Origin of the sequence: Enterobacter cloacae complex sp. P42RS, assembly GCF_014930595.1 — a bacterium.
GTDB lineage: Bacteria > Pseudomonadota > Gammaproteobacteria > Enterobacterales > Enterobacteriaceae > Enterobacter > Enterobacter bugandensis.
Window position 1 is genome coordinate 147,251 of record NZ_JADBRK010000001.1, and the last position, 13,028, is coordinate 160,278.

General features: G+C 58.3%; 10 protein-coding genes. 3 read left to right on the forward strand and 7 right to left on the reverse strand.

All coding sequences use genetic code 11. The features are described 5' to 3' along the window. Positions 1 to 54: 54 nt before the first annotated feature. The 6 genes from IM314_RS00730 to puuD form a co-directional block, all read right to left on the reverse strand. Positions 55 to 1,542 (reverse strand): carboxypeptidase M32, encoded by a 1,488-nt coding sequence (locus IM314_RS00730; RefSeq protein WP_193358315.1) that lies wholly within the window; start codon positions 1,540 to 1,542, stop codon positions 55 to 57. Positions 1,543 to 1,692: 150 nt separating this feature from the next. Next, complete coding sequence (puuE, locus tag IM314_RS00735; protein ID WP_193358314.1) at positions 1,693 to 2,964, reverse strand: 4-aminobutyrate transaminase; 1,272 nt, start codon at positions 2,962 to 2,964, stop codon at positions 1,693 to 1,695. A 25-nt stretch (positions 2,965 to 2,989) separates the two neighbouring features. After that, entirely contained in the window at positions 2,990 to 4,270 is a 1,281-nt protein-coding gene (locus tag IM314_RS00740; RefSeq protein ID WP_063438448.1) for an FAD-binding oxidoreductase, read from the reverse strand. Beyond that, complete coding sequence (gene puuC, locus IM314_RS00745) at positions 4,267 to 5,760, reverse strand: aldehyde dehydrogenase PuuC (protein ID WP_193358313.1); 1,494 nt, start codon at positions 5,758 to 5,760, stop codon at positions 4,267 to 4,269. The genes IM314_RS00740 and puuC overlap by 4 nt, the downstream gene beginning before the upstream one ends. Positions 5,761 to 5,917: 157 nt before the next feature. Further along, positions 5,918 to 6,475, reverse strand: a complete 558-nt coding sequence (gene puuR, locus IM314_RS00750) for an HTH-type transcriptional regulator PuuR (RefSeq protein ID WP_013096835.1) — start codon at positions 6,473 to 6,475, stop codon at positions 5,918 to 5,920. Positions 6,476 to 6,500: 25 nt separating this feature from the next. Further along, entirely contained in the window at positions 6,501 to 7,265 is a 765-nt protein-coding gene (puuD, locus tag IM314_RS00755) for a gamma-glutamyl-gamma-aminobutyrate hydrolase (RefSeq protein WP_028012974.1), read from the reverse strand. 214 nt (positions 7,266 to 7,479) lie between these two features. Here puuD and IM314_RS00760 point away from each other — a divergent pair, with 214 nt between their 5' ends. Further along, positions 7,480 to 8,898 carry a glutamine synthetase family protein gene (locus IM314_RS00760; RefSeq protein WP_047075214.1) on the forward strand — a complete coding sequence of 473 codons (1,419 nt, stop codon included), beginning with the start codon at positions 7,480 to 7,482 and terminating at the stop codon, positions 8,896 to 8,898. Between the two features lie 356 nt (positions 8,899 to 9,254). Further along, positions 9,255 to 10,646, forward strand: a complete 1,392-nt coding sequence (locus IM314_RS00765; RefSeq protein WP_041910246.1) for an APC family permease — start codon at positions 9,255 to 9,257, stop codon at positions 10,644 to 10,646. A 63-nt stretch (positions 10,647 to 10,709) separates the two neighbouring features. Here IM314_RS00765 and IM314_RS00770 read toward each other — a convergent pair whose 3' ends face one another. Further along, entirely contained in the window at positions 10,710 to 11,963 is a 1,254-nt protein-coding gene (locus IM314_RS00770; protein WP_041912016.1) for an MFS transporter, read from the reverse strand. 121 nt (positions 11,964 to 12,084) lie between these two features. Here IM314_RS00770 and IM314_RS00775 point away from each other — a divergent pair, with 121 nt between their 5' ends. After that, positions 12,085 to 12,981, forward strand: coding sequence for a LysR family transcriptional regulator (locus IM314_RS00775; protein WP_028012978.1), 897 nt, complete (start codon positions 12,085 to 12,087; stop codon positions 12,979 to 12,981). The last annotated feature ends 47 nt before the right edge of the window (positions 12,982 to 13,028 follow it).

Genomic DNA, 13,028 nt, shown 5'->3' on the forward strand with positions numbered 1-13,028 from the left:
GGTATCCGCGTGTAACCATATGTACAAGGCCGGGGCAGAACCCCGGCCTTATCATTACAGGTAGCGTGAGGTCAGGTGTTCGCGGAAGTAGCGGATATTCAGATCTTCCCCCGTCGCCTGGGTGATTAACTGCGACGTGCTAAAGCGGCTACCGTGCTGCCAGATGTTCTGACGCAGCCACTCAAAGAGGGCGGAAAAATCGCCCTCAGCGATGGAGGCCTGCAGACCCGGAAGCGCCGTTTTTGCGGCGTGGAACAGCTGTGCGGCATACATGGCCCCCAGCGTATAGGAGGGGAAGTAGCCGAAACCGCCGTCGGTCCAGTGGATATCCTGCATACAGCCGTTGCGGTAGTTGTCTTTGGTAGACAACCCGAGCCAGGCCTGCATTTTTTCATCCCACAGGGCGGGGATATCGTCCACCTCAATCTCGCCGTTGATCAGCGCGCGCTCAATCTCATAGCGCAGCACCACGTGTGCCGGGTAGCTCACTTCGTCGGCATCGACGCGGATATAGCCTGGCTTCACGCGCTGGTTCCAGGCAATAAAGTTCTCTTCGCTGAACGCCGCCTGGCTGCCAAAGCGGGCGTGCACCGCAGGGAGAAGATGTTTGAGGAAGGCTTCACTGCGTCCCAGTTGCATCTCAAAGAACAGGCTCTGGGATTCGTGGATCGCGGTTGAGCGGGCCAGCGCAATCGGCTGTCCTGCCCACGCGCGCGGCAGGTTTTGTTCGTAGCGCGCGTGTCCGGTTTCGTGGATCACGCCAAATAGCGCGCTGAGCAGCTCGTCCTCATCATAGCGCGTGGTAATGCGCACGTCTTCCGGTACGCCGCCGCAGAACGGGTGCGCGCTCACGTCCAGGCGACCGCCGTTGAAATCGAAGCCGAGCATCTTCATGGCTTCCAGACCCAGTTCGCGCTGGGTTGCCGTCGGGAAGGGGCCCTGCGGCGGAACGAACGACCGCTGAGCCTGTTTCTCCACCGCGCTTGTCAGCAGGTCTGGCAGCCAGGTTTTCATATCACCAAACAGCACGTCCAGGCGCGCGCTGGTCATGTCCGGTTCAAAAATATCCAGCAGCGCGTCGTACGGCGTACAGCCTTTGGCTTCTGCGCGCAGGCGGGCTTCTTCACGGCTGAGTTTCACCACTTCTTTCAGGTTGGCGGAAAAGCCCTGCCAGTCGTTCGCGGGACGCTGCGTACGCCAGGCGTGCTCGCACCTGCTGCCCGCGAGAGATTTGGCTTCCACCAGCGATTCCGGCAGCAGGGTAGCCTGCTGATACTGTCTCGTCATTTCACGCAGGTTGGCCTGTTCGACGTCATTCAGATCTTCCCCTGCTGCGGCCGCTAACAGGTCGCCGACTTTTTTATCGGTCAGGATCTGATGTTGCAGGACGCTCATCTCTGCCAGCGCTTCACCGCGCGCGGCGCTGCCGCCTGGCGGCATCATGGTGAACATGTCCCAGCTGGCGATGGAGGAGAGATGCGAGAAGCGAGAGAGGCGCTGGAAGGTTTTCACAAGTGACTGATAGGCGGATGTTTTTTGCAATTCTTATTTCCTCTTGCCAGGGATGTGTTTCAGGGAGCATACAATGAAACAGACCAAATTCCCCAACATTTCCCACACGGAGGAAATCTATGCCGATCTCCTCCGTTGAAACCGTCTCCGGAATGCCGGGAGAGGGTTTTCGGTGGGCACTCAGGACTTATCGCGCATAACCTGTTGCAGGATCGCCAGCGCCTGGTTGAACTGAGCATCCGGAATGGTCAGCGGATAAAGGAAGCGGATCACGTTGCCGTACTGGCCGCAGATCAATAACAGCAGGCCCTGGGCGAGCGCCTTTTGCTGTATCGCCTGCGCGATGGCGGCCGAAGGCTCACGGCTCTCGGGATCAAAAAACTCCGCCGCAATCATCGATCCTCTCCCCCTTATCGCCACGAGCGCAGGGAAGGTGCCCTGAATCTCCTCCAGCGTGGCTTTCAGTCGATCCCCCAGATGACAGGCGCGGGCGCACAGTGACTCGTTGTCGATAATCTTCAGCACCGCGTGCGCGGCGGCCACCGCAAGCGGGTTGCCTGCATAGGTCCCCCCCAGACCGCCGGGAGCCGGCGCGTCCATGATTTCGGCGCGACCCACCACGCCAGACAGCGGCATTCCGCCTGCCAGGCTTTTCGCCATCGTCATCAGGTCGGGCTTGTCCGCGTAGTGTTCCATGGCAAACAGTTTACCCGTACGGGCGAAGCCGCTCTGCACTTCGTCGGCAATCATCACGATCCCGTGCTCATCACAGATTCGGCGGATGGCGGCCACCAGCTCTGGCGGGGCGACGTTGAATCCGCCTTCACCCTGAATGGGTTCAAAAATAATCGCCGCCACCTGTTTCGCCTCAATGTCCGCTTTGAACAGGCGTTCTATCGCCGTGATGGCATCCTGCGTCGTGATGCCGTGCAGTTCGGAGGGATACGGCACGTGATAAACCGACCCCGGGAAGGGGCCAAATCCCAGCTTATAGGGCGCGACCTTGCCGGTTAAGGCCATGGTCATATAGGTTCGGCCGTGGAAGCCTCCCCCGAAGGCAATCACGCCCGGTCTGCCGGTGTGGGCCCGGGCGATTTTAATGGCGTTTTCCACCGCTTCCGCGCCCGTGGTGAAGAACGCCGTTTTGGCCGGGCCCTGCACCGGGGCCAGCTCGTTAAGTTTTTCGGCTAATGAAACGTAGCTTTCATACGGCACAATCTGGTAGGCCGTGTGGGTGAACTGGTGAAGCTGTTTTTCCACTGCGTCCACCAGTTCAGGATGACGATGGCCGGTATTCAGCACCGCGATCCCGGCGGCGAAATCAATATAGTCGTTGCCTTCCACGTCGGTGAGGGTGGCATTCTCCGCCGTGCGGGCAAAGAAATTGCACATTACGCCTACGCCGCGCGGGGTGGCAGAAAGTCTGCGCTGATGAAATTTCTGGTTACTCATGTCAGATACCCTTTTGTCGAAACGATCATACGCCAAGACGATCGCGCAGGCTGTAGTACGCCGCGCCCATCGCCGTGAATGGAATCCGCAGGCTGCGGCCGCCCGGGAAGGGGTAGTGCGGGAGGTTGGCAAACGCATCAAAGCGCTCAGCGTCACCGCGCAACAGTTCCGAGATCAGCCGTCCGGCCAGGTGAGTGCAGGTCACGCCGTGGCCGCTGTAGCCCTGCATGTAATAGATGTTTTTATCCAGACGACCAAACTGCGGCATACGGGACAGGGTCAGCAGGAAGTTGCCCGTCCAGCGGTAGTCGATTTTGACGCCTGCCAGCTGAGGGAAGGTTTTGAGCAGCTTTGGCATCACCAGGCGTTCGACATCGTCCGGATCGCGCGCGCCATAGACGACGCCACCGCCGTACAGCAGCCGGTTGTCGGCGGTGAGACGGTAGTAATCCAGCAGGTAGTTACAATCTTCCACGCAGTAGTTATTGGGGATCAGCGTGCGGGCGACCTCCTCCGGCAGCGGAGCGGTGGTCACCACCTGGGTGCCGCAGGGCATGCTGCGTTTTGCCAGCTCCGGTTCTATCTTATCGCCCAGATAGGCATTCCCGGCGACGATCACGTAGCGGGCCGTGACCTGGCCATGCTGCGTGCTTACTACTGCCGGGCTGGTGTGCTGAATGGCGGTCACCGGAGACTGTTCATATACACGCCCACCGTTCAGGCGAATGGCGTCCGCTTCGCCGATCGCCAGGTTCAGCGGATGAATGTGCCCCCCGCTGCGGTCCAGCAGCGCACCGGTATAGCGGTCGCTGTCGACTTCCCGGCGGATGGCGCTGGCGTCCAGCAGTTCCAGCTGGGTGTTGCCGTAACGTTCCCAGTTGGCCTTTTGCTCCTCCAGCGTCTCCAGCTGCTTATGGTTTAGCGCCACAAACAGCCCGCCGGGACGATAGTCGCACTGGATCTGATAGCGCTGGATACGCTCCCGGATGATCTCCCCGCCTTCAAACATCATGCTCCCGAGCACTTTGGCAGCATCGGGTCCGTAGTTTTTCTCGATCACGTCGATATCGCGGCTGTAGGAGTTAACCAGCTGGCCGCCGTTGCGTCCGCTGGCGCCGAAGCCGATGCGCGCCCCTTCAAGGAGTACCACGTCGTAGCCCATTTCAGAAAGATGCAGCGCGGAGGAGAGGCCGGTATAGCCGCCGCCCACCACGCACACGTCACAGCTGATCGACTCGTTAAGCGTCGGGAAAGGTTCGTAAGCGTTCGCGCTGGCCGCGTAGTAGCTGGTGGTATGTTCGGTCATGATTGAGGCTCCAGGGCAATCCAGATGGTTTTCAGTTCGGTAAATTTTTCCAGCGCGTGCAGGGACTTATCGCGACCGTTGCCGCTCTGCTTATAGCCGCCAAAGGGTACGGTCATGTCACCGTCGTTATAGTTATTGACGAAGACCGAGCCGGCTTTCAGGCGGCGGCTCATGCGGTGCGCGCGAGAGAGATCGCGGGTCCATACCGCCGCGCCAAGCCCGTATTCACTGTCGTTGGCCAGCGTTAAGGCTTCCTCTTCGGTTTTAAAACGGGTGACGACCAGCACCGGCCCGAAAATCTCTTCCCGGCACAGCGGGGAGGCAGGGTCGATGTCGACAAAAATGGTGGGACCGACTGCGGAAGGCCATGATTGTTCCCGCCCGTCCAGCAGCAGCGTACCTTTCCGGGTTCCCTCGCGAATAAACGTGTGGACGGTATCGGCGTGCGCAGCGTCGATGAGCATGCCCATCGTGCTGTCGGGGTCGAGCGGATCGCCCGGCTGCCAGTGACGGGCCTGCGCTTTCAGCCTTGCCAGGAAGTCATCGGCGATGCTGTCTTCGAGCAGCAGGCGGGTACCGGCGATACAGACTTGCCCCTGGTTGTAAAAAATCCCGGCGGCGGTCGCGCTCACGGCCTTGTCCATGTCCGGACAGTCGGCAAAGATAATGTTGGCGCTCTTGCCGCCTGCCTCCAGCCAGACGCGCTTCAAGTTGCTTTCTCCCGCGTCCTTCAACAGCTGCTTGCCGGTACGGGTAGAGCCGGTAAACGTCAGCACTTCGACCTCCGGATGCAGTGCCAGCGCCTGGCCCGCCTCGTGGCCGTAACCGCTTATCACATTCAGCACACCGTCCGGCAGGCCCGCCTCTTTCGCCAGCCCGGCCAGGCGCAGGGCGGTGAGCGGTGATTTCTCCGACGGTTTTAATACCACGCTATTGCCCGCGATCAGCGCCGGGCCCAGCTTCCAGCAGGCCAGCAGCAGCGGGAAGTTCCAGGGGACGATGGCCGCGACAACCCCGATCGGCTCGCGCACGATCATCGCCAGCTCGCCCGGACCCGTAGGCGCCACTTCGCCGTAGACTTTATCCGCCGCTTCGGCGTACCAGCGAATGGCGCGAGCCGCGCCGGGAATATCGTCGCGCAGGCTGTGGCGGATGGGTTTACCGGTGTCCAGCGTTTCCAGTAAGGCCAGCTCTTCGCCGTGGCGTTCCATTAAATCGGCGAGCTTATTGAGCACGGCCTTGCGCTGGGCCGGAGACGCCTGTGACCAGTCGCCGCGTTCAAATACCTCACGTGCGGCCTGAACCGCGCGGTTCACGTCCGCCTGCTTGCCCCGGGCCACGTTCGCCAGCGTCTGTTGGGTCGCGGGATTGACGGTTTCAAACGTGGCATTATCGGCGGCGTCACAATAGGCACCGTTAATAAATAACCGGGTCTCAATGGCGCTGTTTTTTGCTTTATCCTGCCAGTAAGTCAGGTGCTGAAAATGCATATTCACTCCTTTCTTTCGCAATCAGATAAATAAAGGCATGGCCGTTTCAGGCAATACGAAGCCGTGGGGCATCCCGAGAATTAACCCGTTGAATGCCGACATTGATCGTTTTTATTTGTCCCGGCGTAAGCGCGCTTACGCCGGGACTGAGTGGTAATTAGAACGTGGTGGGGGTGTGGGCACTGATAATGCGGCAGATGCCTGCCGAGGTATTGCTGAAGCTGTGCGGTATGCCGGTATTGATGGCATAGCTCTGCCCCGCAACCAGGTGATAAGGCTGGCCATTAATGGTCAGCACTATTTCACCTTCCAGTATCGTACCGATCTCCTCACCCTGATGTTTGATCCTCTCTCCGGTCGTGGTTCCAGGCTGGTAAGTTTCAAAAATCATCGCCAGCGTACGGTTCGGATTTCCGTTATGAACCAGCTTCATCGAAACCCCCTGACTGCCTATTTCGATAAGGTCTTCCTGATTAATAACCACCTGCGGTTCATCAGGTTTTTCCGGTTCCGAAAAGAATTCCGAGAGCGACAGCCCATAGACTTTCAGCAGCTTTTGCAGCGTACTGATGGCAGGACTCACTTTGTCCTGCTCAATGGTGCTGATGGCACTGTGTGTTAACCCAGACAGTTCGGCGGCACGCCGCTGCGAGAGACCCAATTGCTGGCGGATCTCAGACAGACGTTTCCCTGGCGCCAGTCCGTCATCGCTCATAGTTGCATTTCCTTTACGGTAGTGGTCAAAGCCGTTGCTTCTCGGCAATGTGGCTTTGACAGGCGGTGATAAAACCATCAAACAACATACGTGAGAGGGCGTACTCGCTGCTGTTCCATTCGGGGTGCCATTGCACGCCGAGGGCAAAAGGGTGGTCATGAACGCTGACCGCTTCGACCAGCCCGTCCGTCGAACGGGCCTCCACGCGAAGCCGTGGTCCTAACGTTCGTGCACCTTGCCCGTGTAACGAGTTTACCCAAAATGTGTTACAGCCAGGTATTAATTGAGACAGCAGTCCTCCCTCCTGAACCTGAACCTCATGAGAAGGGGCGTATTGTAGCTCAACCGGCAGTTCAGGATCTTCCCGGTGTTCAAGCAGGTCGTTCTGCTCGAACAGGCGGCGATACAACGTCCCTCCCGTCGCAACAACCAGCTCCTGCAGCCCCCGGCAGATGGCGAAAATGGGGATGCGCCTTTCGAGCGCGGCGGCAATCAGCGCCATACTCAGAAGATCTCGCCCGGGATCGGCGTCAGGCTCATCGCCGTTTTCACCATAAAGGTGCGGCTGCACGTTACTTGGGCTGCCCGGCAGGTAAATCCCGTCCAGGGTTGGCAGCAGAGCGGTAAGTAGCTCTGGCTCTGCCAGCGCATGGGGTAAGGCAATCGGTAAGCCCCCCGCGTTAATAATGGCATTCAGGTACTTTTCTTGCAGGGTCTGGGTCTCATGACCCTTAAGCCTGTTTCTGCACATCACTACGCCAATAACTGGCTTGTTCATTATATTTTCCATGATCGCCCTCACAAAGTGGACTAAATTTAGGCCATTCTCGCCTGTGAAACGGCCTTTTCGTTCAATATTTTCTCAATCTAGCAACGGGATCTGCCTTTTGCAAACTTAATTTAACATTTGACAAACAATTTGTTTGCATACAGATTCGATAAGGTGGACATTATATTTGACAGTCCAGAGCAGCGAACGCAAATCCCAAAAACGGTGGTAAATCATGGAAACCAATATCGTAGAAGTTGAGAACTTTGTGCAGCACACGGATGAGAGGCGGGGCAGCGCCTTTACGCAGGAAGTGAAGCGCTATTTAGAAAAGTATCCTGACACCCAGTTTATTGATGTCCTCCTGACCGACCTGAACGGCTGTTTTCGCGGCAAGCGCATCCCGGTTGCCGGACTGAGCAAGCTTGAAAAAGGCTGCTATTTCCCGGCATCGGTTTTCGCCATGGACATTTTGGGTAACGTCGTGGAAGAGGCGGGCCTGGGGCAGGAGCTCGGCGAGCCGGACTGTATCTGCGTGCCGGTACCGGGTACCCTGACGCCGTCCGCCGCCGACCCGGAATACATTGGTCAGGTGCAGCTCACCATGGTCGATGAAGATGGCGCTCCCTTTGACGTTGAGCCGCGGAACGTACTCAACCGACTCTGGCAGCAGCTGCGCCAGCGCGGTCTGTTCCCCGTGGTAGCGGTAGAGCTGGAGTTCTATTTACTTGACCGTAAGCGCGATGCCGACGGCTATCTGCAGCCACCCTGCGCGCCGGGTACCGACGTACGTAACACGCAGAGTCAGGTCTACTCGGTTGATAACCTGAACCACTTTGCTGACGTGCTGAACGACATTGACGAACTGGCGCAGCTGCAGCTCATCCCCGCCGACGGGGCCGTGGCTGAGGCCTCCCCGGGCCAGTTTGAGATAAACCTGCACCATACGGAAAACGTGCTTGATGCCTGCGATGATGCGCTGGCGCTAAAACGTCTCGTCAGGCAGATGGCGGAAAAACATAAGATGCACGCCACGTTTATGGCAAAGCCGTATGAAGAGCATGCGGGCAGCGGGATGCATATCCACATCAGCATGCAAAACAACCGAGGCGAAAACGTGCTCGCAGACGCCAGCGGCGAGGATTCCGCGCTGCTGAAACGCGCGCTGGCCGGGATGATCGATCTGATGCCAGCGTCCATGGCGCTGCTGGCGCCGAACGTCAACTCCTACCGCCGCTTCCAGCCGGGAATGTACGTACCGACACAGGCGTCATGGGGACACAATAATCGCACCGTTGCCCTGCGTATCCCCTGCGGCGATCGCCATAACCATCGGGTCGAGTACCGGGTGGCGGGAGCAGACGCGAACCCGTATCTGGTGATGGCGGCGATTTTTGCCGGCATTCTGCACGGGCTGGATAACGATTTACCCCTGCAGGAAGAAGTGGAAGGTAACGGTCTGGAGCAGGACGGACTGCCGTTCCCGATTCGTCAGAGCGATGCGCTGTGGGAATTTATGCAAAACGATAGCCTTCGCGAGCGGCTGGGCGAACGTTTCTGCCACGTCTATCACGCCTGCAAAAATGATGAATTACTGCAGTTTGAACGCCTGATTACCGAAACAGAAATTGAGTGGATGCTGAAAAACGCCTGATGACGAGCCCCGGTTAGGGGCCGCTTTGTTTCATCGCATACGTATCACCAAACGGCCTGCGCGGAGCCTGGCCGAAACGTTCGCTGGCACGCCAGCTATCTCCCGGGAGTCGCGTTATGGAGCGCAGGCGGCACAGGGACTTTCTTAACGACACTGTGTGACGAGGTAGGAAATGATGCAGATGTTCAACTATCCGCAGGGCGAAGGGGGCCAGTCAGGCGCCTGCTGTGAGTGCGAGCGAGAGACGCTGCGCTGGTACGATCGCGTATGTTCTTTACAACTTCCCCCTTTGCTAAGCAGGTTTGCGTTACGGTCAACGCGATTGCAAACCACGGTAAGCATGGGGGGGATGGTTTATGGCGACTAACACCTCTCTTGACTCGCCGCGCATGGCCGGAAGAACCCGGCTGCGCAGTTCCCTCAAGCTCTGGCAGGTGGTCATGATGGGGCTGGCTTACCTCACTCCCATGACCGTGTTTGATACCTTCGGCATTGTGTCCGGTATCAGCAATGGCCACGTGCCCGCCTCGTATCTGCTGGCGCTGGCGGGCGTCATGTTTACCGCCATCAGCTACGGCAAACTGGTACGACAGTTCCCGGAAGCGGGCTCCGCGTATACCTACACGCAGAAATCGATCGGCCCTCACTTAGGCTTTATGGTTGGCTGGTCATCGCTGCTGGACTATCTCTTCCTGCCGATGATCAACGTGCTGCTGGCGAAGATCTACCTTTCCGCGTTGTTCCCTGAAGTCCCGCCCTGGGTCTGGGTGGTGGGGTTTGTGACGATCCTGACGCTGGCGAACCTGAAAAGCGTTAACCTGGTCGCCAACTTTAACACTCTGTTTGTGCTGGTGCAGGTCGCCATCATGGTGGTCTTTGTCATACTGGTAGTGCATGGACTGCACAAGGGGGAGGGGGTTGGCACCGTCTGGTCGCTCCAGCCGTTTATCAGCGAGAACGCGCACCTGCTTCCTATCATTACCGGCGCGACTATCGTCTGCTTCTCTTTCCTCGGCTTTGACGCAGTCACCACGCTGTCGGAAGAGACGCCAAATGCGGCGCGGGTTATTCCCAAAGCCATTTTCCTGACCGCACTGTATGGCGGGCTGATATTTATTGTTGCCTCGTTTTTCATGCAGCTCTTTTTCCCGACGATCGCGCGCTTCAAGAACCCGGACGCCGCGCTGCCGGAAATTGCGCTGTACGTGGGCGGCAAGCTCTTCCAGTCGGTGTTTCTGTGCACCACGTTTGTGAATACGCTCGCTTCAGGCCTGGCCTCGCACGCCAGCGTCTCACGCTTATTGTATGTGATGGGGCGTGACAACGTCTTTCCTGAGCGGGTGTTTGGCTACGTGCATCCGAAATGGCGCACTCCGGCCCTGAACGTGATTATGGTAGGGATAGTGGCGCTGTCGGCCCTGTACTTTGATCTGGTGACCGCGACGGCGCTGATCAACTTTGGCGCGCTGGTGGCGTTTACGTTTGTTAATCTCTCGGTGTACAACCATTTCTGGCGGCGTAAGGGGCTGAACAAAACGTGGAAAGATCGGCTCCACTATTTCCTGCTGCCACTCATTGGTGCCGCAACGGTCGGCGTGCTGTGGGTAAACCTCGAAGCGACGTCCCTGACGCTTGGCCTCATCTGGGCGGCACTGGGTGTCCTTTACCTGACCTGGCTCACGCGCCGCTTCCGAAAACCGCCTCCGCAGTTTGAAGCCGGTAAGATAGAGCAGGCCTGGGATTCCTGAACGTGAAACGGCACCAGTAAGCTGGTGCCGTTTATCTGGATCGGGCATCAGCCCGCAGGATGATTATCTCAGGCATTTATGAAGGCTTGCGCCCACCAGCAGTGCGGCACAGAGCATCAGCGCGATAAATCCGCCCACGCCGTTCCAGCCGTAGTGATGCCAGAACACGCCGCCCAGCGTCCCGGCGATGCTTGAGCCCAGATAATAGCTAAACAGATACAGCGACGATGCCTGGCCTTTGGCGCGACGCGCGCGCGGGCCAATCCAGCTGCTGGCGACGGAGTGAGCGGCGAAGAAGCCTGCGGAGAAGAGCAGCATCCCGGCAAAGATAAGCCACAGGGAAGAGAAAAGCGTCAGCAGCAGGCCGAGCAGCATCACCGCGGTAAACACCAGCATCACCGGCCCGCGGCCAAAGCGTGCCGTCATCGCCCCGGCTTTCGGCGAGCTCCACGTACCGGTGAGATAGGCCACGGAAAGCAAACCCACAACGGCCTGATTCAGATGCCACGGCGAGAGCATCAGCCGGTAGCCAATATAGTTAAACAGCGTCACGAAGGAACCCATCAGCAGGAATCCCATCAGAAACAGTCGCGGTAAACCTTTGTCACGCCAGTGCAGGCGGAAGTTGATAAACAGCGTTTTCGGGCGCAGAGACGTCGGGCGAAAATGGCGCGATTCCGGCAGGATTTTCCAGAACATCAGGGCCGATGCCAGCGCAAAACACCCGATCACCGCCAGCGCAATGCGCCAGCTAAAGAAGTCCGTGAATACCCCGCTCAGCAGACGCCCGCTCATGCCGCCAATCGAGTTCCCGCTGATGTACAGCCCCATCGAAAAGGCGACGAAGCTCGGGTGGATCTCCTCGCTGAGATAGGTCATCCCGACTGCCGCCACGCCGCTGAGCGAGAGCCCGATCAGCGCGCGCATCATCAAAATGCCGTGCCAGCTGGTCATCATTGTCGAGAGTAACGTACAGACCGAGGCCAGCATCAGGGCGGTTACCATCACCTGTTTACGGCCAATGGCGTCGGACAGCGGCCCGGTAAAGAGCAGGCCAATCGCCAGCATGCCGGTAGAAATAGAGAGTGAAACGCTGCTGCTGGCAGGCGATACGCCAAACTCATGGGAGAGAACGGGCAGAATCGGCTGAACGCAGTAGAGCAGGGCAAACGTTGCCAGACCGGCGGAAAAGAGCGCCAGCGTGACGCGCATAAACTGGGGGGTACCACGTTTGATGAACTGAACCGGCTGCGATGCTACAGGCAAATCATTAATATCTCTGGCCGGCTCGATATCAATGGTAGATGTACGACTCACACAGTTTCCTTGCTTAAACATCCCCGTGATTTCTGGTGACGGGTATGACCACACGTTTAGGGTAGGAAAATGTAAATATTCTGTCTAATATATTAATAATCTCAAATGATACTTTATAAATATGAATATCGAGCTGCGTCATCTTCGCTACTTTGTCGCCGTCGCCGAAGAGCTGCATTTTGGCCGCGCGGCGGCACGGCTGAACATTTCTCAGCCGCCCTTAAGCCAGCAGATTCAAATCCTCGAACAGCAGGTCGGGGCGCGTCTTCTGGCCCGCACCAACCGCAGCGTGAGCCTGACGGCAGCGGGTAAGCAGTTTCTGATCGACAGCCGACAAATTCTGAGCATGGTCGACGACGCCGCTGCCCGGGCGGAACGGCTCTATCTTGGGGAAGCCGGAGAGCTGCGCATCGGGTTTACCTCGTCCGCGCCGTTTATCAGCGCCGTCTCGCAGACGCTTTCGTCATTCCGCCGTCATTTTCCGGACGTGCATATTCAGACGCGCGAAATTAATACCCGCGAGCAGATTGCGCCGCTTAACGAAGGTGCGCTCGATCTGGGGCTGATGCGTAATACCCAGCTGCCGGACACGCTGGCGTGGGAGGTTATCCTGCGCGAACCGCTGATGGCCATGATCCCGAACGATCACCCGCTGGCGTCGCGTCCGGCGGTTTCGCTGGCGGAGCTGGCAAAAGAGCCGTTTGTCTTTTTTGACCCGCAGGTCGGGACGGGCCTGTATGACGATATTCTGGGGCTGATGCGCCGCTACGATCTGGCGCCGGTCATTACCCAGGAAGTGGGAGAGGCGATGACCATTATCGGCCTGGTCGCCGCCGGGCTGGGCGTGTCGATACTCCCGGCCTCCTTTAAGCGGGTACAGCTGCGCGAGATGCGCTGGGTTGCTATCGCCGAGGAGGATGCCGTTTCGGAGATGTGGCTGGTGTGGTCAAAACATCGCGAACAGAGTCATGCTGCCCAGCGCTTCAAACAGCGGTTAATCCAGGCTTCCGCGGTCTGATATTTCCCTGGAAAACGGGTAAAAATGTGCGGTAAATCACAAGGCTA

Coding starts and splice junctions, on each gene's coding strand:
- IM314_RS00765 (WP_041910246.1), top strand. CDS start 9,255: ATGGCGACTAACACCTCTCTTGACTCGCCGCGCATGGCCGGAAGAACC.
- puuE (WP_193358314.1), bottom strand. CDS start 2,964: ATGAGTAACCAGAAATTTCATCAGCGCAGACTTTCTGCCACCCCGCGC.
- puuR (WP_013096835.1), bottom strand. CDS start 6,475: ATGAGCGATGACGGACTGGCGCCAGGGAAACGTCTGTCTGAGATCCGC.
- IM314_RS00760 (WP_047075214.1), top strand. CDS start 7,480: ATGGAAACCAATATCGTAGAAGTTGAGAACTTTGTGCAGCACACGGAT.
- IM314_RS00775 (WP_028012978.1), top strand. CDS start 12,085: ATGAATATCGAGCTGCGTCATCTTCGCTACTTTGTCGCCGTCGCCGAA.
- puuD (WP_028012974.1), bottom strand. CDS start 7,265: ATGGAAAATATAATGAACAAGCCAGTTATTGGCGTAGTGATGTGCAGA.
- puuC (WP_193358313.1), bottom strand. CDS start 5,760: ATGCATTTTCAGCACCTGACTTACTGGCAGGATAAAGCAAAAAACAGC.
- IM314_RS00740 (WP_063438448.1), bottom strand. CDS start 4,270: ATGACCGAACATACCACCAGCTACTACGCGGCCAGCGCGAACGCTTAC.